The sequence below is a fragment of the Flavobacterium gyeonganense genome (assembly GCF_029625295.1).
Classification (GTDB): domain Bacteria; phylum Bacteroidota; class Bacteroidia; order Flavobacteriales; family Flavobacteriaceae; genus Flavobacterium; species Flavobacterium gyeonganense.
This window is the reverse complement of the sequence record NZ_CP121112.1, coordinates 3,046,907-3,070,985: the sequence shown is the minus strand read 5'-3', so window position 1 is coordinate 3,070,985 and position 24,079 is coordinate 3,046,907. Positions and strand designations below refer to the sequence as shown.

The window sequence follows — 24,079 nt, the reverse complement described above, 5'->3', positions numbered from 1 at the left end:
AAAGCATGGCTTTACACATAGAAATTTTAATTGCAAAACATTTAAAAAATTCAGCTTTTAAAAATGGGACTGTTTTTATAATCACATTTTTTATTGGTATTTTATTGATTTATGCCGTTTTATCCGGATGGAAAAACTACATCAATCAAAATGAAACCAGTGAAAAATATCAGCATGAATCCCGCGAAGACTGGCTGAAAAATCCGGATAAGAACCCGCACAGAATGGCGCATTACGGAAATTTTGCTTTCCGAAAAAGTACTTCACTGAGCGTTTTTGAATTTGGAATGGAACCGTTTTTTGGAAATGCGATATTTCTGGAAGCGCATAAGCAAAATACAGCCAATTTTTCTGAAGCCGGATTCTCGAACAGCATGCTGCGTTTTGGGGAAATCAGTACTGCTATGGTTTTACAGATTTTATTGCCGTTATTGATTTTTTTCCTGGGATTTAATTCGGTCGCAGCCGAAAGGGAAAACGGAACACTAAAACTGCTTTTGAGTCAGGGTATCAACTGGAAACAACTTTTATTAGGCAAAATACTCGGAATTGCTTCTGTAATTATGATACTGTTTATTCCGGTAATTCTTGTTTTGGTTTTCATCTGGTTATTGCTTCAGAACTTTGCCGTTTCATTTGATGAAAGCCTTAAAATAATCTTGTTTATTGTGTTTCATTTTCTATATCTGTTATTTTTTTGCGCCATTGCCGTTTTGATTTCTGCTTCATGCAAAACTTCAAAAAAAGCGTTGGTTTCGTTAATTGGGATTTGGTTGGTTTTCACAATTATTTTACCGAGAACAACGCAGGCAATTGGCGCTTATATTTATGAAGCGCCTTCAAAAATTAAGTTCAACAGCGATATCGAAAAAGATATTTTGAAACAAGGTGACAGTCACAACCCAAATGATCCGCATTATAAAGCGATTAAGGATTCTTTGCTGGCGGTACACAAAGTCGATTCGGTTCAAAAACTTCCCTTTAATTATTCCGGTTTTATCATGACCGAAGGTGAAAAAATTAGTTCGAATATCTACAACAAACAGTTAGAAAATTTGCTTCATGTATACGAAAAGCAAAACAGTTTTTCAAGAGCAGTATCGTTTTTGAATCCGTATATCGCGATGAAAAACCTCTCGATGGCATTATCAAATACAGATTATGATTCGTACATCGATTTCCAGAAACAAGCCGAAACGTATCGTTATGATATGGCGCAAAAAATGAATGCTTTGCAAATTAAATATATCAGTAATAAAAAAGACAAACCGGCTGTCATTGACAAAGATCATTGGGCTGAAGTTCAGGAATTTCATTATGAGCCCAAAGGAGTTCTGACCGTTTTAAAAAACGAAATTGTCTCAGTTATTTCACTTTTTCTATGGATTAGTCTGTTGTTTATTTTAATCCGGTTAGCTTCAAAAAACTTAAAAGCCATTTAATATGTTAGCATTAGTATTTAAAAATTTCATTCGCTCTAAGGGAACAAAAGTTGGATTATTGTCTCTTTTGACGATCGGATTTATAAGCCTTTTAATTGGACAGCAATTCCAGCAAAAGCAACATAAAAATATCACGGAAGCAGCGGTTTATCAAAAAGAACACATTGTCCGTAACACTTCTTTTCACAAAGACGAAATGGGTCTTTTGCTTTATTATGTAAAATTTTCACTGGTCAACAAAACATTTCCTCTCAACAGCCTGGCAATTGGTCAGCGAGATATAAATACATCTATTCAGAGTGTTACAATTCGAGGTCTGGAAGCTCAGAAATACGATTCGGAACTGAATAATCCAAATAATCTTTTGCTGGGAAACCTTGATTTTAGTTTTGTACTCATTTATCTTTTTCCGCTTCTGATCATTGCTTTTACGTACAATATCGTTTCAGAAGAAAAAGAATCCGGAACCTGGAAAATTGTTGCCTCGCAAAGCGACAATACTTTTTTATACATTCTGAAATTATTCTATATCCGGATTTTAAGCTTGCTTGCATTGCTGACAATTATCCTAGTTGTTGCTGTCATACTTTTGAATATTCCATTTGACAGTTCACTTCTCACTTTTTACATCATCAGTATTTTGTACATTCTCTTTTGGTTTGCCGTTTGCTTTTTTATTGTTTCGCTTCAAAAAAATTCGAATTTTAATTCTGTAATCTTATTGACGGTCTGGCTGTTTCTGATTATCATTTTGCCGGCAACGATCAATACTTATATTGTCAACAAATATCCGGTTCCCGAAGCATTAGAACTGACACTGAAACAACGAAATGCCTACCACGAAAAATGGGATATGGATAAAAAAACGACGATGGATAAATTCTACAGTCATTATCCACAGTTCAAAAGCTATATTTTACCAGATACCGAATTCAGCTGGCTTTGGTATTATGCGATGCAGCAAATGGGCGATGATGAATCGGCAAAACAGTCTCAGGAATTGCAGACCAAATTAAAGCAACGAAACGAGGCAAGCCAGATGATAGCCCAATTTATTCCAACTTTACATACCCAAATCCAACTGAATGCAATTGCAAAATCGGATTTGGAAAACCAGCTTTTGTTTATGGAAAAGACAAAAGAATTCCATGAAAAAATGAGGCTGTATTTTTACCCTAAAATCTTTGATAATGCTCCAGTAGCCAAAGAAAACTGGTCTAAATTTAAGGTTGAAACTTTTGAAGATACTTCTAAAATCAATTTAACAACAACATTTTTACCTTTGGTATTATTCAATTTACTGTTGATTGGTTTTGGATGGAGGAATTTCAGGAAAGAAAAACAAATTGTATAAATTACCGGTTAAAACCATAGCAAAAAATGTTATTTATTTCAATGCCCCCAAAAAGTGAGATTCACTTCGGGGCTTTTTTTTATGGAAAGAAAATCACGCCAATTTATAAATTTACTATATCAATTAAGATTTAAAAAAATCATATTTTATTACACAAAAAATGATTTTAAACATTAAATCAATATAAATCACCTCTCTTTTGCATACTAAATAAAGAAAAAACTTATTTAAAATAGCTATTTATATTTAAGGGAATTAATTATTAATCCATTTTATAAGAAAATTTTTCGAATATATTATTTTTAAACAGCAAAAAAGGCTATTTTATAGATAAAAAACTACAATTAGTAGATTTTTATTAAAAATAACTACAGGTATTGTACTGTGAATTTATTTACCCTTCATTTGCACTTTTTAACATTTTTCGAATACGAATAAACATCATAAATAATGAAAAACATACTAGCAATTTTATGGTTTGGAACTTTTTTTTGTTCTAATGCCCAGAATAAAATCACATTTAGTTATGACTCCCTGACAGGAAATCAAATTGTCAGATCTCTTTGCCTAAACTGCCAGACAGCAAAACCGGCGAAAGAAATTGAAGCAATAACAGACGAAGACTTAATTAAATTTTCATCTGAAGATGTTATTTCTTATTATCCGAACCCAGTAAAAGAAGAGTTATACCTAAAATGGGAACTTACTAATGACAACTCTGTTATTTCCATACAAATAGTTGGAATTTCTGGTCAGGTATTAAAAAAATACAATACCAACGGAAATATCAATTCTCAAAATATTCCTTTTCAAAGTTATCCGGACGGCGTTTATATTGTTTCGCTGACCTATAAAAACGGGGAACAAAAAACAATAAAAATTATTAAAAAATAGCAGCATGAAGCAATTTTACTTTTCGATTTTATTTCTAAGTTTTACCTTTTTTTATCCGCTCAGACCAACCCAACAGGTTCCTCTAAAGAAACAGGTGTTACAGCGGGAGATTTGGCTGTTACCTTATCCGGTGGTGCGTCTTATACTATACCTATTGCAGTACCTCCGGGAATTAACGGAGTCGTGCCTCAAATTAGTCTGTCTTACAATAGCCAAAGCGGAGTTGGCTCAGCGGGATAAGGATGGAACGTTACCGGAATTTCTAAAATTACACGAATTCCTAAAACTAAATTTCATGATGGAGAAATAAAGCCTGTGGATTTTGTAAATGACTGTTTTGCCTTAGATGGTGAACGATTAGTAGTTAAAAAAGGGACAGGTGGAGTATATGGTGCAAATGGTACCCAATATGAAACTGAAAATTTCTCTAATCTAAAAATAACATCTTATAGTGTAGATCAATATATTCCAAATCGAGGTCCAATATATTTTGTAGTAGAATATCCTGATGGATCTAAAGCCCGGTATGGATTACAGACAGACACACGTTCACCTCTTATGTGGGGAGTAACATACTGGGAAAATGCTCAAGGGGTCAGCATTCAGTATGAATATTACACTCAATTAGGCGATATATACAAAATCAAATACGGAAGCCGGGGATCAGCAGCCCCTATCAATGAAATTAAGTTTAACTATCAATCCAGAACACGTAATGAAAGCTCTTATATTGGAGGATATAATTATATAAAATATTATAAAATAGGCGAAATTGAGATAAAAAGCAACAATATAGGATTCAGGAATTATTCATTAGAATACAGCTTATCCTCTCAAAATTATGACCAGTTATCTAAAATTACTGAAAAAAACGGTGATAAATCAAAAAGTTATAACCCCACTGTTTTTCGCTACAATACTACCGAAAGTATTATAAATTATATTCCTAATCCAAATACTATAGACGTTAACAACGTTTCTTCAATAAATGGTTCTACAGTATCCGGAGATTTTGACGGAGACGGTTCTATGGATTTTATTTTATATCCTACTACAGGATCTGATGCTAAAAAGAAATATTGGCTTTTTACAGGTATTAGCCCTAACACAGGGGCTCAGACATTCCCTAATTATGGAATCCCATTAGATTCTGGCAGTTTTGAGGAAATTTTTGCGGTTTCCTTTTTGACATCGAATAATAAATATTGGTACAGTAAAGGATGGACGGTTGTAAAAACAAATCCAACTACAAATCTGACAAAATTTTCTACCTACGCTACCTCGGGCAGCACTTTAATCTATCCACAGGATGAAAAACAGTATAATTTTCCAAAATTTACCCGCCATTATATTTATCCATGCTCGGGTACAGAACCTCTGAATAGAACGCAATCGAGCAATTTACTGAACTCTGAATTAAGTGCTTCTGCAACTACTTATAAAGATGGATATGTAGAAGCAGATATTCCTAAATCTTTTTTAAGCGGAGATTTCAATGGGGATGGTTTAACAGACATTGTAGCCATTGAAAAAACATTTAATTATTATATATATACTAATTGTTCTGTCACTTCTTCACAAACGTATACTGGAGGTAAATCTTATTTTGTCAACCTAGACAGAAGAACAACCGTCAATTTTGTTAATCCGTCAGGAATTTTACCAATTACCCCAAGCAGCAAATGTTATGTAGCCGATTTTAATGGAGACGGAAAATCAGATATTTTTATATTTGAGACTGGTGTATTAAAAGTTTATACCCTAACTGAAAATAATACTTTTGTCGAAATATCTAAAACGATAAATTCAAGTATAAGACTTGACGTGCCAATTGTTATAGGAGATTTTAATGGAGACGGAAAATCTGATTTTTTAATACCAAACCCAGGCACTGCTAATTGGTGGTCCAGATTTCCATCAAAAGGAATTGCTGATTATAAAGATAATGGATATACCATAGAAGAATTGCCTAATTATGCACCATTTACCACTAATAACTCCAATAATAGCTACAATTATTTTGCAACTGATTATGATAATGATGGAAAAAGTGATTTAACAATAGTAAAAAACACAAGAAAAACTTTTCCCCTTAGTGGAACTATTCAAGTCAGCACCTATACGGAAATTGCACCCAATACCTATATTACAAAAACTGCAATTAGTTCAGAACAACCGAACATTGACATCTATGCGTTGCCTATTTATTTGCCCTCCAGCGAGCAACAACTTCCACGATTTGAAATTGCGTTTATAAATAAAAATAAATTACATTTTTTTAGTTCTACAAAAGATACTTCAAAAGAATTATTAAGCACAATTACAACCGGCAATGGTGTACAGGAATTTATCACATATCAGCCATTAGATGAAATTTATGAAAATGATTATTATTCTATTTATAAATCTAGTAAAGCAACCGAAAGTTATCCTTATTTTGATTTAGTAACTTCACCGAATTCTCATATTGTCACCAAATTAGAAAAAAAGAGCGGGACTGTTTCTAAAAAGAAACTATATGGTTATTATGGCCCTGTAACTCATCTGGAAGGCTTAGGTTTTATGGGGTTCCGATCTATTATGGAAACTAACTGGCATGATGACAGCAGCAGCATTATGAGCTCTGTTATCGTTAAAGATGTAAAATTGAGAGGTGCAACAACTGAAAGTTATGTAGTGCCATATTTAACTTATCCCTATAGTAATTTTTCACCATCTAGCTTTACTTCTAAAACCAATTTATCCTATACACCCTCAACCGCGGAGAATGCATTGCAGGAAAATAAAGTTTTTAAATTACAAAACACAGGTATTATACAATATAATGGTTTAGATAACACAAGTGTTATTACTACTAATACTTTTGATTCTTATAATAATATCAAAAGCATTACCAGTGTTACTCAGGGATCAGCAGATACCCAGAATTCTACCACCACGATAGATTATCAGGAGCCGATTACAAGTCCGCTTTATATATTAGGAAGGCCTTCTCAAAAAACTCAGAGTGTCAGCGTTACCGGTGCTCCTGATATGAGCAGTACTGAAGTTTATACTTACAATTCTAACCAGTTACTTTCGGACATTGATAAAAGCGGAACAGGAACAGCTACCATAAAGGAGCATAATGATTATGATTCCTTTGGAAATGTTATCAAAAAGACCCTTACGGCACCACTTCCTTTACAGCCCAGAACTACCCAATACGAATATGATGCATCCGGACGCTTTGTAACCAAAATAACGGATAATGATTTGTTGTTTTCTACTTTTGAATATGATATCAATAACGGGTTACTAAAAAAAGAGACGGATACCAACGGATTTTCCACCTCTTATACCTATGATTCGTGGTTTAAACCTTTAACCGTAAAAGACGATCAGTTAAACTTAACAATCACGACATCTTATACCCAATCCTTTAATCCTCAAATCAGATCAACAACCACAGTTACAACAAATGCAACAGATGGCAGCGCTTCCGTACAAATATTTGACGATCTTGGACGAAAAACAAAATCCGGAGTAAAAGATATCAATGGCGTTTTTTCTTATGTATCCTATTTATATGATATCTATGATCGCATTTATAAAACCAGTGAACCCTACTTTGGATCCACTCCTACCCAATGGAATGAAACCAAGTTTGATATGTACGGCAGGCCAACAGAAACAAAACTGTTTAATCAAAGAACAACAACTGCCAATTATCCACCAGGACTTGTATCTACTGTTACCGATGGCTTAAAAACCAAAACCATCACTAAAAACGCAGTGGGTAATGTAATTTCTACTGACGAAACACTGGGCGGAACTATTAATTATTCGTACTTTGCCAACGGTAATTTAAAACAGACCCGTTATAATGGCATCAGTATCGATATGGAGCAGAATGGCTGGGGTCAAAAAACTGCCCTTATTGACCCTTCGGCAGGTACATTCAAATATAAACACAATGACTGGGGAGAACTTGAAGAAGAAACCTCCCAAAATGGCAATGTAAAAACGACCATTACCCGTGATCCAAGCGGAAGAATTACTAAAAAAACAACGACAGGAGCGGGTACCAACAGTGAAACCACTTATACGTATGATGGTGCAAAGTTACCGTTGAACATAAGCTACAAAGATTTAAATGAGCCTTCCGGGGCAAATGATATTTTGACTTCTATCATTTATGATGCTACATTTAAACGTCCAACCTCTATTACAGAACAAAAAACCGGTTCTTATAAATTTACCCGAGATCTTGATTATGATGGCTTGGGAAGGGTTATTACCGAAACAAAAACTGCCGAGGCCGGTGGAAAAAGCAGTACTGTCGTTACTAAAAACGTTTATAAAAATGGTGCTTTGTATCAGATTCTTGATATAAACAACAAAGTATTATGGCAGGTCAATACCGTTAGCGCTAAGGGACAGCTACTTGAGAGCATCACAGGAAATGGCATTAAAATGACCAACACTTATGATACAGACGGTTATTTATCTAAAATACAGCATGATAAAACCACACAACCAATAGGCAATATCCTCACGCTTACCACTAAATTTGATAAAAATACAGACAATCTGGACCAGCGTATTAATAGCGCATTTGGCAATTATACAGAGGATTTTGACTATGACGAACTGGGCCGATTAAAAGAATTTACGAACAAATACGGCGTTCAGGAAACTCAAACTTATGATGCTTCAGGAAAAATAACTAGCAATAATCTGGGCACTTACGATTATGATCCGAACAAAAAATACCAGAATACAGCCATCACGTTAAGCCCCGAAGCGATATCATATTATGCAAACAGAGAAGGTCTGTATAATGATAATATGGAAAATAAAACCGGATGGGGAGCTTCAAGATATCCCGGTACTGTTTTTTATAATTATGACGACACAAATGCCCATGAAAGTAAAACTTCCCTGAAATTAACTAATACTTCCACAACGGAACAATACGTTCATGCAGATAAGTGGATTGCTATTGATAATGCTCAGCCTACTGAATATACTTATTCGGTTTGGGTACGTGGTGACAGTCCGTCTGCTGAGATTTTTTTATTTATGAATACGAACCAGGAAACCGGTTATTTTACTGCAATAGATACAAAATCAACAGTACCAACAAACCAATGGACTAAAATAGAAAAAACAGTTCTTGTTCCTGCAAATATTAAAAAAATAAATATTCGCCTGGACAATAACGGACAAGGCAATGTCTGGTTTGATGATGTGCAAATCCGTAAAACCAGCAATGCCCCTACAACTGAACGCAAATTGAATATTACGTATAACGCCTTTAAAAGCCCTATCCAGATTGAGGAAACTGGAATTGAGAAAATTAGTTTTACTTACAATGACGACAACCAGCGTAGTACCATGTATTACGGCGGTTTGGAAGACAAAGAATTAAGACCATTACGTAAACATTATGCTGCTGACGGCAGTATGGAAGTTAAACAAAACATCACCACTGGTGCTATAGAATTTGTAACCTATATTGGAGGTGATGGCTACACTGCTCCTATTGCCGTAAAAAGTGATGGTATAAACCCTGCAAATTATTTATATTTACACCGTGATTATCAGGGAACCATTTTGGCCATCACCAATGATGCCGGTACGGTTGTAGAAAAAAGATTATTTGATGCCTGGGGCGACCTTATAAAAGTACAGGACGGAGCGGGTAATACTCTTAACGGATTAACTGTTCTTGACAGAGGTTATACAGGTCATGAACATCTGCAAAGTGTTGGGCTTATCAATATGAATGCCAGACTGTATGATCCTTTATTACACCGGTTTTTACAGGTTGATAATTATATACAGGATCCTACTAATAAGCAGAACTATAATCAGTATGGTTATGTATTGAATAATCCGTTATTGTATACGGATCCTAGTGGGAATTTTGCAAATTGTGATTTCTGTCCAAACAATAATCCTCCTAAAATTAATGAGAATAATGGACCAAGTGATACGCAACAACAAATAGGTGGAAATATCATTTCGTCTATTGCCAATTTCTTTAAAGATGGAAGAAATGCAGCATGGTTTAGAAGAAATGCAGGAGAGGCTGGACAAGTTGTAGGCAAAAATGTTCAGAATGCAGCTAATTTTGTAGGACGAAACATAGAGTCCCTTGGAAGAGATATAGGTAAGTTTTTCGGTTTTGGACGAGGAGATGGACCACCACCTAATTTGAGTAATTATGTAGATCTAAATACTGCGACTAATTTCGGACAGGGGTTTGGAAAAATGGCTATCCAAACGGTGATTGATGGTTTTGATACAATATCACCCGGTTTTAGCCATATATTTGATTCCCTTGGAGGCACAGACTACTTAGGCATAAGACCTACAGATGATCAAAAAGCAGGTTATTATACTGCTATGGCTATTACCTTTTTGTCGCCTGGGGGAGCGGAAGTTGGTGCTGAGAAATTGGGAGCTAAAGGAATATATTCATTCGTTAATAAAATACGTAACAATATTTTAGTAACAAGAGCGGCACAAAAAGCAGAAATAGCAATTGGAAAACTAGGGGGAGCTGCTGGAACTGCAAAACATACTTATGCTATTAATTTATTAAAGCGCTACGAAAGTAGATATGGAAGTAGAGGCCTAAGTTATAATCATTATTTTGATGGTAAAGCAGGTAAAGGTTTTCTAGATGTGTATGATGAAGCAAATGGAGTAATTTACGATTTCAAATTTGGAAAAGCTTTAATGAATAAAGCTCAATATGAAAAATACACAAATAGTTTTTATGGAGCAACAATTTATATAGTAAGACCATAGATAGACATGAAAGTAGACAAAACAACAAAAAATGCAGTTAATTACGACTGGTTGAATTCTTTTAAAGAACTTAAAATGTATTCTCAGAATAAATTTTATAAGATCGCTGGATCCTTAGTTTTTGGGATTGAGCTAATAAATTTACCCAGAACCAATGAATATAGACCTTATTTAGTCCTTTATCCACTATGGAAAGAAAATATAAAAGAGTGCCTAAAGATACCTGTAGTTTTGCAACAATTTTATAATAGTAGAAATTTTCAGTTTGACATTCCATACACAAATCATACATTTCTTTTTGAAGAAGCTGTTGAAATTATAAAAAAAGAATGTCCTTTTTTATTAGATGACAACATTTTAGTTGAAGATATGATTTCATTAATAGATAATTACTCCCAATCTAAGCGCTTCAGTATTTCTCCAAATTCTTATTTTCAAGCAGAATTTTTGCAAATAAAAATGGAAATAACATTACATTATAACACTTCTAAAGCCCAAGAGATTCTAAGTATCATAAAAAAAAAGGATTGGGATAAAGAACATTTTCAAGCGTGCGGTGTTGAGCTGACACAATGGATTACAGATCTAGAAAATGAAATTGATAATCGAGATTTGTTTCTGAAACAGATTGAATTAAATAAACAAGACAAAAAATTGTTAAAAATAAAAATATCTAAATTAATTTGTGATTAATTTTTTGTATGCCCTTTGCAGAGTGTAGGTTTGATTAACATGAATGTAAGGTTATGTGATCCTTTAATTCATAGGTTCTTACAAGTTGGCAACAATAGCGCGTTCCTATGCAGGCACGGATTGCAAACCAAATAGCTCGGAATTTTTCGAATTACGATTTTTGTCCAAAAAATAACCAGGGACCAAACGACACACCAACAAATGGGCGGAAGCTTTATAGGTTCAGTTTCCAACTTTTTTAAAGATGGTAAAACGCAGAATGGTTTAGAAGAAATGCAGGAGAGGCTGGCAGATTTGTAGGCAGAAATGTTCAGGATGCAGCTAATTTTGTAGGACGTAATATAGAGTCCCTTGGGAGAGATATAGGTAAGTTTTTCGGTTTTGGACGAGGAGACGGGCCACCACCTAATTTGAGTAGTTATGTAGATTTGAGTCAATATGTGTCTTACACATCAACCCATCAAACAGGTAAAAAGGGACAATGGAACTCCAACTTAGGTGATCAATTTAAGTTAAAGACTTATGTGTCTTTAAGAATTGGTAATCAAAAGATGTTTGATATAAATGATACTTTTTTTAATGGTAAAGATGAGGGAAGGAATTATCAAATTAATTTTGGAAGATATAATTTAAATTACATACCAAAGGATTATAGGCTAAGAGTTATGGGACCTTCAGATGATCATGTTTCGCAAGGAGTCAGTTTCGGTAAAGATGGAATAGGTTATCATTACAACTTTAGGGGTAAAAATGGAAGAAGTGCAGGTTTCGATGCAGCTTTTAGACCTGGAGAACACACACTTATACTATTAACTAAAATTATTGTTATGTTTGTGCAACCAGAAACAGCGCCTATTATTATGGAAGAATCAGTAGGAGAATCAATGATACTTCCTATTCTTGCCTATTAATTTAGAATATTAAACTTCACATTATAATAACTATGAAATTTTTCTATATTATACTATTATTAATCCTTTTTGTGAGCTGCAAAAAGCATATAATGACTATTAGTGAGAACGGAATAAATTTTGTTCCCCATAAAAGCATAGAAATAAAAAATTTATCGTTTTTTAAAAAGAAGTATGTTAGTATTGGAAGCTATACAGCAGGAAAAGATTCTGTAATTTCACAATTTGAAATTGAATCTAAATATTCTTTACTATTGATTAAATTAAAAAATATTTCGAATAACTGTGAATTTAATAATCATCTATCCGATAATTATCCAACATCTGGTTATTTTAATACTGTTAATGAAGGTTTATACGAAACTAATGTAAGCCCCGATGTATTTGAAAATAATTACAAGGTAAACAAAATTGACTTTTTCTGTGACAGTGCAATACAAAATCAAATAGATAATGACTCTGTCAAGAGTTTTAGCATTAATTTTAATAAGTATGCTATAAAAATCAATAGTGAAAACGCAAAAGTAATATATAGCAAAATAGAATACTATGGATTAAAAAGTCTGAATGCAAATGTGTTATTTTATAAGATTGAAAATGAAGGATACATTTTTATTATGACACCTCTTAAAAAAGATATTAGGTTAGATAAAAACATATTGTACGATTATGTATTTGAATAATATCTAATCTATCTCTTTATACATACTAAAAAAGGGGCTGTCTCGACTTTTGAGACAGCCCCTTTCTTTTTTAATTTCTAAATAAATTAAGCTCTAAACAAGGCAAACTTATTATAATCGTACAAAACTTTATCATAAGGAACCAATAAAGTTTCAATTTTTTCAGACGATTCTTCAAAAGTAATTCCGTTATGTTTTCTGAACAAATAAATCTCTCTCAGGCAATTAGACAAACTCTGATGAATTTCAGAAGTAAATAATGGCAATTGATTATCTCCTACCAACAAATCAATCTGGTAGTTTGAACTGCTTTTTGAAAGGTTATTACCAATTATCCTAATAGTGAATTTAGTACTTTTTCCGTGTTGTTTTCCCTGATAATGTATTACCATGACGTTATTATTAAAGGTTAGAATTTATTTTTTGTTAGTTTAAATTGCTTTTTAATTCAATATTTAAAGTTATAAAAAAAAGCAAAATGCTACTGTTCCTATATTAAATTATACTTTTTTTAGCATAAAAAAACCGTAACGAAGTACGGTTTTTTCACAATTAACTAAATAGATTAATCAACTTTTTTCACGAGTAAAATTCATTCATAAGCACGATTAATTAACGGTAATATTGGTAATATCTTTTTCTTCATGTACATCCAGTAAAAAAGGATCTCCATTTTCATCTAACATGGTCATATTTAAAGCGTCCAGCAAAGTGAGCTTTTTTGAAACTGAACCTTTAAATTTATTGTATGAAAGATTCATTTCTGACAAATTTTGAAGGTCTTCAAGTTCTTTCGGAACTTCACCTTCAAAATTATTATCAAATAAACTGAGGTTTTCTAAAAAATTAAAACTCCCTATTTTGTGACTCAGGTTGCCTGAGAATTTATTATTATTCAAAAGCAGCACTTTCAAAGTCGAAATTTCATATACAGAATCCGGCAGATTTCCTTCTATCTCATTGTTAAAAAGTACCAGTGTTTGCAAATGCTGTAAATTTCCAATAGCCGAAGGCAATTCTCCTTTTAAATTATTATCAGCCAAATTAAGTCCGACAACCTGACCATTATTAATTTCGACACCAAACCAGGTGGAAACTGATGATGTCAAATCCCATTTTATTTTCCATTCAGCTCCATTTGTTGATTGATATATTTTAATCAACGTATCTTTTTCTTTATCAGAAACCGTATCTGCAAAAATTGAATTTGACAATGTAAATAGTAAAAACAAAAAACAAAATTTTCGCATAGATTTGGGGCATCAATGTTTGCTGCAAAATTATGTGATTTAAAAATTCAGCACAAGCTATGTCGATAAAGTGTTAATAAGTAAAATAACACGTTTAATACTCAAAAAATAAAATATCCTTCACGCTGAATTTTTAATTAAATTTGATCAACTAATTATAAAAACCTTATTTTATGGAAATTAACTTTATTACATTTCTGGCAGCTGCTGTTGTTACACTTGTAACAGGCTTCATCTGGTACAACCCAAAAGTATTTGGAACCATCTGGATGAGAGAAAATAATTTTACACAAGAAGATCTCAGAAAAGGCAATATGCTCAAAATATTTGGCTTTACTTATATTTTCTCTGTAATGATTTCAATGGCTTTAATGTCGTTCACCATTCATCAGTCCGGGGCCGTAGGAATGATTGGCGGACCACCCATGATAGCAAGTGCCAAACCATCTTTTCATGCTTTTATGGCAGATTATGGAACAGCTTACCGCACTTTTAAACATGGTGCTCTTCATGGTTTTATGGCGGGTCTTTTTTTTGCTTTCCCGGTTATTGGAATCAATGGTTTATTCGAAAGGAAATCTTGGAAATACATCTTTGTTCATGCAGGATACTGGATGCTCACCCTTACCATTATAGGTGGAATTGTCTGTGCATATGCATAACAAAAACATAAATTAAATCCGTTTGAAATCCAGAATCAAACGGATTTTTCTTAATAATAACTTAAAGCAAACTAGTTATTGCAAATATTATCTAATTTTGAAGAAATTAGCTCACACTCTTGAATACAAACTATTCTTTTCAAATATATAAAAGCACGTCCCTGCTGCCTTTAGAATGGAACTTGCTGGCTTCAGAAAACATTTTTTTGACACGCGAATATCTCGAAGTACTGGAAAATTCCTGTCCAGTAAACATGACTTGCCATTTCATCGGAATCTTTGAAGAAGAGAAGCTTATGGGAATCGTCCTGACCCAATTTTTATTTGCAGAAAAACTGGAATCCTTTGGAGAACGTGATAAATGCTTAAAAACTTCTGTTCGGAATTTTGCTCTTAAAAATTTCGCTTCGCATGTATTGTTTGTGGGCAACAACATGCTCACGGGGCAAAATGCTTTTGCTTTTGCTCAAAACATAAAACAATCCAAAGCAATAAAAACACTTCATAAAGCCATCACTCAGCTTAAAAAAGATTTAAAAGCAAGTGGAAAAAAAGTTCATATTACCAGTATAAAAGATTTTACTGCCAAAGAAATTGAACCACTGCAGGCCGAATTCAAAAATAATTATACATTCTCTACCCAGCCTAACATGGTTTTTGAAATCAATAAAAACTGGAAATCAGAACAGGATTATATTGATGCTTTATCCAAAAAATACCGGGACCAGTACAAACGCGCCAGAAAAAAAGCAGACGGAATCGTAAAGCAAAAAATGTCCTTATCAGACATCCGAAAATATGAAGATATTATTTACGACCTCTACTTTCATGTGGCAAAAAATGCCCCTTTCAATACTTTTTTTCTCGCCAGAAATCATTTTAGCTTTTTTAAAGAAATAATGAAAGATGAATTTCTCCTTTATGGTTATTTTTTAGAAGAAAAATTAATTGGTTTCAATACATTGATAAAAAACGGAAATGTAATGGATACCTATTTTTTAGGTTATGATGAAAGTGTGCAACGTGAAAAAATGTTGTATCTGAACATGCTTTACGATATGATCGGGTATTCCATTAAAAAAGGTTTTAAAACTATTGTTTTCGCCAGAACTGCTCTTGAGATTAAAAGTTCTGTAGGTGCCAAACCTGTAAAAATGTATGGTTTGATCACCCACAGCAATGCTTTAATCAATCATAATATTTCGCGATTTTTTAATTATTTGGAACCCAAAACCGATTGGCAGGAACGAAATCCTTTTAAATAATTTAAGGAATCGCAATTTTCATTTGCTTGTGCAGAATATGGATTTCCAACAACTTCTGTGTTCCGCAATATTCACCGTCAATCTGAAAACTCACCGGATAATCGGTTTGAATCGTAGCTTTGTCTGTTGAAATAATAACAACATCTTCTGTATCAATTGGCATGTTACCCGTAATAATTTTTCCGATTAAAAATAAATCCAGGTTTTTGAGAATTACCAATTCAAATTTACCGTCATTCATAGCACCATTTGGATTAATGGTCACGCCTGTTCCATATTTTTGAGAATTGGCAATAACAATCATTCTTGCTGTATGTTCAACTGTCTCTTTGTTTGCGGTAATTGTCGCAACAAAAGGTTCATTGGATTCTGTTAGGGTTGTAAATGCCTGCAAAGCGTATCCCCAAAATCCGCGAACGTCACTTTCTTCATAATTTTTAACCAGATCGGCATTGAGACCTAAATCGCTTAAATGAATACTTTTTTTACCATTAATACAAATCATATCCATTTCGATATAATGATTTAAAAAAGCAATTTTCAGGTTTTCTTCGATTGTTGATGGCAAGTTTAAATCAACGGATAGCCCATTTGCAGAACCGGCAGGCAAAATACCAATGATAACATCGTGCTCTTCCATAGCTTCGGCTACCATTTTAATTGTACCATCACCTCCGGCTACGACAATTCGTTCCGGACTGTACTTATTGTATAGGTCTTGTATTTTTTTAACATCATTTTTTCCGGTGGTTTCGTACACCACCAGATCAACGTTATTTGTGTCTGCAAACTCCTGTACTGACTCAATCAAATCAGATTTATCCAAGTCTCCTGAAATGGGATTTACAACGAATATGATATTCTTTTTCAAAATTTTCTATTTAAAAACCAATTAAAATAATTAAATTACAGTTACATAAATATACGGAATTAATGAAACCAATTTTACAATTATATCGCGGTTATGCCAATGAACAGGAATTAATTGTAATGGGGCATGTATTTAAACGAACGTACAACTATGATTTTCAGAAGAAAAACTTCAAAAATGCACGTTCGATTATCAATCAGTTCAGAATAAAAACGATTCAGAATTTTGACATTTACCTGAAATTTGGAGAAAAAGAAATCCATACCAAAACTTTAGATGATGGTTATTTTAAGTTTTGCATTCCGCTTGAAAAGGAATTTCATTTTGGATGGATGGAATATCAAGTTAGTATTAGATATAAATCCGAAATCATTGTTTCCAGAGGTAGTTTTATAAGACCTCACGAAGGGAACCTGGGAATTATATCTGATATCGACGATACTTTTTTAATTTCGCACACAAAAAACATCTTTAAGAAAATATATATCCTGTTATTTAAAAATGTAAATGACCGAAAAGTTTTTAAAGATGTGGTCCCACATTATCAGGCTTTGAGTTCAGCGGGAAGAAATAATAAGGACGAACAGAATGCGTTCTTTTACATCTCAAGCAGTGAATGGAATTTGTATCGGTTTATTGTAAAATTCACCAAAATCCATAAGTTGCCCAGAGCTGTTATTTTACTGAAAGACATCAAAAGAGGCATTACTGATTTTTTCATGAGCGGACGCGGTGACCACAATCATAAATTCGACAAAATAAAACATGTTTTGGAATTCTATCCGAATCTTAAATATGTATTATTAGGAGATGATTCACAACACGATCCATTTCTGTACGAGCAAATATGCAAAATATTTCCGGTTACCGTAATTGCAGTTTATATCAGACAAACAGGCAAAAGTCAAAAGTCGGAAGTCAAAAAAATCATGAAAAACTTAGAAGCTCTCGATGTTTTGGCCTGCTATTTTAAAGAAAGCAGTGAAGCGATTATGCATTCAAAATCTATTGGGATTATCAAGTAGGTTTCAGGTTCTTGTTGGAACATGAAACCTGAAACTTGAAACAAAAATACTAAGCATTAAAATTATCAATCTCTTCCTGAACGATTTCCCAATCCAGAAGCAATTGATCTAAATCTGCTTTCTTTTTGTTGTATGCTGTGAAAAATGAAGCATCTTCGATATGTTTATCATAATTTGAAGCCAGCATTTTATCATCGTGCTGAATGTCTTTTTCCAATTGTTTGATTTGACTTTCAATTTTACTTAATCTATTTTGAAGGGCTTTTCCTTTTTTCTGGTCTTCGTACGAAACTTTAGCATTTTCCTTTGTTGGAGCTGCTGTTTTTACAACATCTTTTTTCTCTACTTCACGCATGTTTTCAAGATTGCGCTGCTCTAAGAAAAAGTTGATATCGCCCAAATATTCTTTGATCTTCTGGTCTTTAAATTCGTAAACGATGTTTGACATTCCCTGAAGGAAATCCCTGTCGTGAGAAACTAATAATAACGTTCCCCCGAATTTTTGAAGTGCAGCTTTCAGAACGTTTTTAGATTTAATGTCTAAGTGGTTCGTCGGCTCATCCATCAGCAATACGTTGATTGGCTGTAACAATAATTTACAAAGTGCAAGTCGGTTACGCTCGCCTCCAGAAAGTACTTTTACCTTTTTTTCTACATCGTCTCCGCGAAATAAAAACGAGCCTAACATATCACGCACTTTCATACGGTTGGTGTCAGTTGCGGCATCTTCCATTGTTTGTAACAATGTAATTTCTCCGTCTAAATATTCGGCCTGATTTTGAGCAAAATATCCTAATTGTACATTATGTCCCAATTTGATATTTCCCTGATATTCAAATTCGTTTACCAATGCTTTAATGAAAGTCGATTTTCCTTGTCCGTTTTGGCCGACAAAAGCAATTTTACTTCCTCTTTCTACTAATAAACTTATGTCTTTAAGAATCGTTTTGTCGACGTAAGCTTTTGTAACATGTTCTGCTTCGATTACTACTTTTCCTGGTTCTTTTGAAACTGGAAAAGAGATATTCATTACAGAATTATCGTCTTCGTCAACTTCGATTCTTTCAACTTTATCTAATTTTTTAATCAACGATTGCGCCATAGAAGCTTTTGAGGCTTTTGCACGGAATTTCTCGATTAATTTTTCTGTTTCTTCAATTTTTTCTGCTGATTTTTTTGAGTCGCCAATTGCTTTTCGCGAATTTCATGACGCAGTTCCAAATATTGAGAATAGGGTTTATTGAAGTCGTATGCTTTTCCTAAAGAGATTTCGATGGTACGATTGGTAACATTATCCAAGAACATTTTATCGTGCGAAACGATTACAACAACTCCAGGATAATTGCGAAGGAAATTTTCTAACCAAATAATACTTTCGATATCTAAGTGGTTGGTTGGCTCATCCAGAAGCAATACATCGTTTGATTGTAATAATAATTTAGCCAATTCGATACGCATTCTCCATCCTCCAGAAAAGGTTTCGGTTTGGTTATTAAAAACTTCTCTTTTGAAACCTAAACCTAAAAGAATTTTCTCTGTATCTCCAACATAGTTATAACCTCCAAGAAGTTCAAAACGGTGTGTATAATCCGAAAGATCTTCGATTATCTGCCCGTATTCTTCACTTTCGTAATCGGTTCTGGTAACCAATTGATGATTGATTTCTTCTAGTTTTTTTTCTACAACTTTAATTTCTGTAAAAGCTTCATACGCTTCTTCCAAAACGGTTCTTCCCTGTTCAAAATCAATATCTTGACGCAAGAATCCCATTCTGATATCTTTCTCTTGAGAAATTACTCCAGAATCTGGTTTAAAATCTCCTGCTAACATTTTTAACATTGTAGATTTACCAGCTCCGTTTTTACCGACAAGACCTACGCGGTCGCCGGCTCCTAAACGAAAAGTAACTTCTTCAAATAAATAGGTTCCTCCAAAAGAAACGGAAAGATTGTGTATGTTAAGCATAACTTGATTGCTGTAAAATAGAATGGTTTACTAAACCATTGTTGTTTATTAAATTACCGTATCTAAAAGCTTTTTGAATATGCTTTTTTTTAATTACGATTTTGAAAGTGCAAAAGTATAACTTTTAATTGAAGTTTCGTTCCTCAAAACCAATCGCTTTTGTATTTCTTAAAGACAAAAAACGGATTGATACTAAATATCAATCCGTTTATATAAACGAAGAATTTGTTTTGTGCTAAATTTTGAATTAAGCTTCTTTTGGTTCTGGGAACATAATAGATGCTATTACTGAAATAATCAATACGCCTCCGATTACCAATAATGAATAAATGGAATCGATATGGTAGAATGGCGAAATGATCATTTTGATTCCAATAAATGATAAGATAATTGCCAATCCGTATTGTAATTTACTGAATAGGTGAATGAAGTTATCTAATAAGAAAAATAATGCTCTAAGTCCTAAAATTGCAAAGATGTTAGATGTGTAAAGAATAAACGGATCGTTTGAAATTGCAAAAATTGCCGGGATAGAATCTACTGCAAATAACAAATCGGTAAACTCAATTACTGCCACAACTACTAAAAGTGGTGTTGCTAATTTTTTTCCATTTTCGAATGTAAAGAATTTATCTCCGTCGTATTTATCGCTTACGCTAAAAAACTTTCTGATTAATCTTGCTCCTCTTGTGTTGTTGTAGTCTTCATCGTCATCATCGTCTCCAGAAGACCATGATTTGATTCCTGCATAAACCAAGAATAAACCAAAAGCAGTCATAATTAAGTTAATATCATATTTAAATCCTTCTATTCCTGCAAGGCTTAAAAGTTTGTTTAGATAAGTTAATTCTATCAAGAATGCTCCAGAGAATATAAATATCGCTCTTAAAACCAAGGCTCCAATAATTCCCCAAAACAATACTTTATGTTTGTTTTGATTGGCTACGTCAAAAAACTTAAATACTAATATAAATACAAATAGATTATCTACAGAAAGTGCTTTCTCTATCCAATAAGCCGATTGAAACTCATAGAACTTTGCAGCTCCGGCATAGTGATATACTAAACCACTAAAAATCATGGCTAAGCTGATCCATACTAATGACCACGTAATCGCTTCTTTGTTTGATACGACGTGGCTTTTTTTGTTGAAGATTCCTAAATCCAGTAAAAGCATAATGACTACTGCAATCGAGAAAACGACAATTAAACCGGGATGTTCCGAAAAGATTGGGTGTTGATTCATTTTAGATATTAATTAAGTTAATTTTTAAAGTTATGTATTAGCCATTGTTACTACGATCACCCTTCGTCCTTCTTCATTAGAAAACAGTATTTTTTTCGTGTGTAAGTTCAACCATTGTTCCTATCGGAATTTCTTTGTTTTCTGTTACATCTTTTAAAGATGTTAGTTTTTGATTCACCAACACCCACTTGTCCTTAAAGAACGTAAAATAACCTACCGGCACTTTTTGAAGCGGGGTTAATTTCTCATTTCTGGCAATATTACGATTAACATGCCATTGAAACAAATATTGATCATTATAAACCATCAATCTATGATTCTCGGGTTTCCTTGTTATAACCATTTCTGTAATAGAAATATCATATAGAAAACAATTTGGAAGAGTTAAATACAAATAAATATGCCAACTAGAATCAATATCTCTATCTTTACATTCATTATTTGTAATACGAAATACAATTAAAAACGTATATCTTTATATGCCGTTTTTTTAAAATTAAAACCTAAAAATGTTTAAAAAAGGATCCAAACTAAATAGTATTTTAACAGGAAGTTGTCCAAAATGTCAAAAAGAGAGTATGTATGTGGATAAAAATCCGCTTCATTTGACTAATATTCTCAAAATGAATGAAAACTGTAGCCATTGTGGATTAAAGTATCAACTTGAACCGTCTTTTTTTACGGTGCCATGTATGTGAGTTACGGATTAAATGTAGCTGTAGGTATAGCTGCCTTTATAGTTTCATTCGTATTTTTCGGCACAACAATCGAGCAATCATTTTTATCAATTGTTATTACTTTAATAGTTTTATTTCCCTTTGTTTTAAGGTTAGCCAGAAATTTATACATTAATATGTTTGTTTCTTATACTCCTAAAGCCGGCGAGAAATAGTAGACTTTAAATATCTTTTATGGAAACGCTTAATATCTGCCTGAGGATCAATCGGATCTCCTTTTTCGATATGATTAAACAATAGTAGTGCCAAAGAAGGACCTAGCATTACTCCACGTGTGCCTAATCCATTTAAAATATGAAGGGATTTATAAAATTCATGAGTTCCTATCAGAGGTCTTCTATCAGCAACCGTTGGCCGAATACCGCCAAAATGTTTTACGATTTCAAAATCACAAGTAATAATTTCTTTAATGCGTTCTAAAAGTTCTTTTTTTCCTTCTTCTGTTGGCCCCGCTGTCTTGTCATGCCAATTGTAAGTAGCACCAACTTTGAAAAGATTTCCTCCTAATGGCAGAATAAAAACATTTGTGTTTACAATAACATCAAGGTTTAGATCAGGAGCTTTTATTATGAATAATTCACCTTTTGTCCCATCCAGTGGAAGATAATTAAAGAATGGATTTTTATGTAATCCAAAACCTTCCGCAAAAATAACATGTTTAGCCTGTATATTCTTGTATTGAATTCCTACGTCTAAAAACTCAACAAAGCTACTATCAAAAGTTTCTTCAAGCAACAAATTATTTGCAATCAAAAATTGCTTGTACTTTTCTAACAACAATGATGTATTTACATATCCGGTATGTAAAACTTCTCCGTAGCCGTAAGGAGAATCAATACCATTAAACTTTTTAGAAATTAATTTAGTAGATAAAAATGGTTCCAGATTTATTTTGTCTGAAGCAGCAAACCAATTGTTCTGTTCTTCTATTGAGAAAAACTTTCTTAAAACAGGCATTTTAAAATTAAATTTCTCCTTCAGTTTATCTTCCACCTGACTATAGAAATCATTCATTAAAGCCAATTGTCTTTTAGCGTCCCAAACCTCACTAAATCGTTTCAAAATTACCGGATTATATAAGCCGCCTGCAACTTCAGAAGAGTTCTGAGATGTATTATCAATAACTAAAATTGTCTTATTGTTTTTAAGTGCAATTTCAGAAAAAGAAATTCCGGCCAATCCAGATCCGATGATTAAATAGTCAAACATGTATTAATGGTAAATAAAAAACTCTTACTACAAAAGTAGTAAGAGTTTTTGTTATAATGTGATTTTTGGAACTTAGTAATTCCACATATCTTGTTCGAAATTACGAATCTTTTCTTTTACTCTTTCTGACTCTAACAATTGGTTTTGTGCATTGTCTTTCATGTATTCTTTAATCTCTCGATCTCCATACATATTTTCTTCTTTATACACAACAGCATTAAAACGTCTAGAATTTAAGATTTGATCAAACGAAATAGGAAGAGCTGAGTTATTATCGTTAAAAGCTTTTGCTTCATGCAAAACTTCTCTTGAATTTGGATAAAAAATCCAGAATAACTCAATATAATCCTTTTCATCACTGTTCATAGTATAAACATCAGGAGTTACCGGACAAATCCCAAGTAAACGATATTTCAACTCACTTTGACGTTTGTCAAAATACCAATATCCTTTAATCTTATACTGAGAAACATCTGCAGCAGTTAGGTCTTGTTTTAAAATATATTCTGAAGGAACTGTTCTGGTAGGACCAACTACTTCATCTACATAAGTAACTACTTTCTTCTTGCCGGTACCAGTAACAACCTTTTTCTTAACAACACGAGACTTATAATCATCAGGATATTGGTTAATCAGTTCCCTACCAGCATCTGTTGTATCAATACGTGATAATGATCCTTCGATGTCTTTCAAAGATTTTTTAGTATTGAAATAACTATCAGCATATACCTCAGTTATTTTGCCATTTTTCATAGCTTTCGTCAAAACATCATAAAGTGAACGTCTATCAGAACCAATATTAGCTGTATCTACCGGAAAATATAAGGGAAAGTTGATCTTCTCATTTAAATCAATAATTTCCCAGGTAGTTTTCCCCATTAATACATCTCTATCATCTACATAACCATAAGCCAAAGGCTTGTCATTATCTGAGATAAGCTGTGCAGGAGTTTTAAGTCCAATTTGTGCAGGTGTCTTCGCATTAAGCAAGTTAGATTGCGCAGTAGAAGTATAACTTCCGGCGATAGAAACAATAGCTATTAAAAAATTTCTTACTTTCATCATGATATC

At 33.2% G+C, this 24,079-nt stretch carries 18 protein-coding genes and 2 pseudogenes; 12 read left to right on the top strand and 8 right to left on the bottom strand.

Annotation, left to right across the window (positions count from 1 at the left end; all coding sequences use genetic code 11):
* Positions 1-5: 5 nt before the first annotated feature.
* From P5P89_RS13445 to P5P89_RS13410, 8 genes are all read left to right on the top strand, one after another.
* Positions 6-1,442, top strand: a complete 1,437-nt coding sequence (locus P5P89_RS13445) for an ABC transporter permease (protein ID WP_278008785.1) — start codon at positions 6-8, stop codon at positions 1,440-1,442.
* Between the two features lies 1 nt (position 1,443).
* Complete coding sequence (locus tag P5P89_RS13440) at positions 1,444-2,796, top strand: DUF3526 domain-containing protein (RefSeq protein WP_278008784.1); 1,353 nt, start codon at positions 1,444-1,446, stop codon at positions 2,794-2,796.
* A 450-nt stretch (positions 2,797-3,246) separates the two neighbouring features.
* Positions 3,247-3,690, top strand: coding sequence for a T9SS type A sorting domain-containing protein (locus P5P89_RS13435; RefSeq protein WP_278008783.1), 444 nt, complete (start codon positions 3,247-3,249; stop codon positions 3,688-3,690).
* 111 nt (positions 3,691-3,801) lie between these two features.
* Complete coding sequence (locus P5P89_RS13430) at positions 3,802-3,930, top strand: SpvB/TcaC N-terminal domain-containing protein (RefSeq protein WP_278008782.1); 129 nt, start codon at positions 3,802-3,804, stop codon at positions 3,928-3,930.
* Between the two features lie 75 nt (positions 3,931-4,005).
* Complete coding sequence (locus P5P89_RS13425) at positions 4,006-10,491, top strand: FG-GAP-like repeat-containing protein (protein ID WP_278008781.1); 6,486 nt, start codon at positions 4,006-4,008, stop codon at positions 10,489-10,491.
* 6 nt (positions 10,492-10,497) lie between these two features.
* Positions 10,498-11,184, top strand: coding sequence for a hypothetical protein (locus P5P89_RS13420; protein WP_278008780.1), 687 nt, complete (start codon positions 10,498-10,500; stop codon positions 11,182-11,184).
* 410 nt (positions 11,185-11,594) lie between these two features.
* Positions 11,595-12,095: a hypothetical protein gene (locus P5P89_RS13415; protein WP_278008779.1), complete on the top strand. Its 501-nt coding sequence runs from the start codon at positions 11,595-11,597 to the stop codon at positions 12,093-12,095.
* Between the two features lie 92 nt (positions 12,096-12,187).
* Positions 12,188-12,778, top strand: a complete 591-nt coding sequence (locus tag P5P89_RS13410; RefSeq protein WP_278008778.1) for a hypothetical protein — start codon at positions 12,188-12,190, stop codon at positions 12,776-12,778.
* Between the two features lie 86 nt (positions 12,779-12,864).
* On the opposite strand, the gene P5P89_RS13405 is transcribed toward P5P89_RS13410, so the two are convergent.
* Together P5P89_RS13405 and P5P89_RS13400 are read right to left on the bottom strand one after the other, a co-directional pair.
* Complete coding sequence (locus P5P89_RS13405; protein ID WP_163392859.1) at positions 12,865-13,170, bottom strand: hypothetical protein; 306 nt, start codon at positions 13,168-13,170, stop codon at positions 12,865-12,867.
* A 216-nt stretch (positions 13,171-13,386) separates the two neighbouring features.
* On the bottom strand, positions 13,387-13,992 hold the full coding sequence (locus P5P89_RS13400) for a leucine-rich repeat domain-containing protein (protein WP_278008777.1): 606 nt from the start codon (positions 13,990-13,992) through the stop codon (positions 13,387-13,389).
* Between the two features lie 209 nt (positions 13,993-14,201).
* Here P5P89_RS13400 and P5P89_RS13395 point away from each other — a divergent pair, with 209 nt between their 5' ends.
* Together P5P89_RS13395 and P5P89_RS13390 are read left to right on the top strand one after the other, a co-directional pair.
* Positions 14,202-14,690: a DUF1761 domain-containing protein gene (locus tag P5P89_RS13395; protein ID WP_278008776.1), complete on the top strand. Its 489-nt coding sequence runs from the start codon at positions 14,202-14,204 to the stop codon at positions 14,688-14,690.
* Between the two features lie 119 nt (positions 14,691-14,809).
* Positions 14,810-15,955, top strand: coding sequence for a peptidogalycan biosysnthesis protein (locus P5P89_RS13390; protein WP_278008775.1), 1,146 nt, complete (start codon positions 14,810-14,812; stop codon positions 15,953-15,955).
* A gap of 1 nt (position 15,956) precedes the next feature.
* Here P5P89_RS13390 and P5P89_RS13385 read toward each other — a convergent pair whose 3' ends face one another.
* Complete coding sequence (locus P5P89_RS13385; protein WP_278008774.1) at positions 15,957-16,826, bottom strand: diacylglycerol/lipid kinase family protein; 870 nt, start codon at positions 16,824-16,826, stop codon at positions 15,957-15,959.
* Between the two features lie 62 nt (positions 16,827-16,888).
* On the opposite strand from P5P89_RS13385, the gene P5P89_RS13380 reads away from it, so the two are divergent.
* Positions 16,889-17,851 carry an App1 family protein gene (locus P5P89_RS13380; protein ID WP_223678795.1) on the top strand — a complete coding sequence of 321 codons (963 nt, stop codon included), beginning with the start codon at positions 16,889-16,891 and terminating at the stop codon, positions 17,849-17,851.
* A gap of 49 nt (positions 17,852-17,900) precedes the next feature.
* On the opposite strand, the pseudogene P5P89_RS13375 reads toward P5P89_RS13380, so the two are convergent.
* The 3 genes and pseudogenes from P5P89_RS13375 to P5P89_RS13365 form a co-directional block, all read right to left on the bottom strand.
* Positions 17,901-19,816: pseudogene (locus P5P89_RS13375) on the bottom strand (ABC-F family ATP-binding cassette domain-containing protein).
* Positions 19,817-20,063: 247 nt separating this feature from the next.
* Positions 20,064-21,062 (bottom strand): TerC/Alx family metal homeostasis membrane protein, encoded by a 999-nt coding sequence (locus P5P89_RS13370; protein ID WP_278008773.1) that lies wholly within the window; start codon positions 21,060-21,062, stop codon positions 20,064-20,066.
* 76 nt (positions 21,063-21,138) lie between these two features.
* Entirely contained in the window at positions 21,139-21,405 is a 267-nt protein-coding gene (locus tag P5P89_RS13365) for a hypothetical protein (protein WP_278008772.1), read from the bottom strand.
* A 166-nt stretch (positions 21,406-21,571) separates the two neighbouring features.
* Between P5P89_RS13365 and P5P89_RS13360 the strand changes: the two are divergent.
* Positions 21,572-21,954 (top strand): annotated as a pseudogene (locus P5P89_RS13360) (DUF983 domain-containing protein).
* On the opposite strand, the gene P5P89_RS13355 reads toward P5P89_RS13360, so the two are convergent.
* Together P5P89_RS13355 and porN are read right to left on the bottom strand one after the other, a co-directional pair.
* The gene (locus P5P89_RS13355) at positions 21,935-23,008 is read right to left on the bottom strand and encodes an NAD(P)/FAD-dependent oxidoreductase (RefSeq protein WP_278008771.1); all 1,074 of its coding nucleotides are present in this window, start codon (positions 23,006-23,008) and stop codon (positions 21,935-21,937) included. The pseudogene P5P89_RS13360 and the gene P5P89_RS13355 sit on opposite strands and share 20 nt — an antisense overlap.
* Positions 23,009-23,080: 72 nt before the next feature.
* Positions 23,081-24,070: a type IX secretion system ring subunit PorN/GldN gene (gene porN / locus P5P89_RS13350; protein WP_269237897.1), complete on the bottom strand. Its 990-nt coding sequence runs from the start codon at positions 24,068-24,070 to the stop codon at positions 23,081-23,083.
* Positions 24,071-24,079: the final 9 nt, after the last annotated feature.

Coding starts and splice junctions, on each gene's coding strand:
- P5P89_RS13445 (WP_278008785.1), top strand. CDS start 6: ATGGCTTTACACATAGAAATTTTAATTGCAAAACATTTAAAAAATTCA.
- P5P89_RS13440 (WP_278008784.1), top strand. CDS start 1,444: ATGTTAGCATTAGTATTTAAAAATTTCATTCGCTCTAAGGGAACAAAA.
- P5P89_RS13435 (WP_278008783.1), top strand. CDS start 3,247: ATGAAAAACATACTAGCAATTTTATGGTTTGGAACTTTTTTTTGTTCT.
- P5P89_RS13420 (WP_278008780.1), top strand. CDS start 10,498: ATGAAAGTAGACAAAACAACAAAAAATGCAGTTAATTACGACTGGTTG.
- P5P89_RS13410 (WP_278008778.1), top strand. CDS start 12,188: ATGACTATTAGTGAGAACGGAATAAATTTTGTTCCCCATAAAAGCATA.
- P5P89_RS13405 (WP_163392859.1), bottom strand. CDS start 13,170: ATGGTAATACATTATCAGGGAAAACAACACGGAAAAAGTACTAAATTC.
- P5P89_RS13395 (WP_278008776.1), top strand. CDS start 14,202: ATGGAAATTAACTTTATTACATTTCTGGCAGCTGCTGTTGTTACACTT.
- P5P89_RS13380 (WP_223678795.1), top strand. CDS start 16,889: ATGAAACCAATTTTACAATTATATCGCGGTTATGCCAATGAACAGGAA.
- P5P89_RS13370 (WP_278008773.1), bottom strand. CDS start 21,062: ATGAATCAACACCCAATCTTTTCGGAACATCCCGGTTTAATTGTCGTT.
- P5P89_RS13365 (WP_278008772.1), bottom strand. CDS start 21,405: ATGGTTATAACAAGGAAACCCGAGAATCATAGATTGATGGTTTATAAT.
- P5P89_RS13355 (WP_278008771.1), bottom strand. CDS start 23,008: ATGTTTGACTATTTAATCATCGGATCTGGATTGGCCGGAATTTCTTTT.
- porN (WP_269237897.1), bottom strand. CDS start 24,070: ATGAAAGTAAGAAATTTTTTAATAGCTATTGTTTCTATCGCCGGAAGT.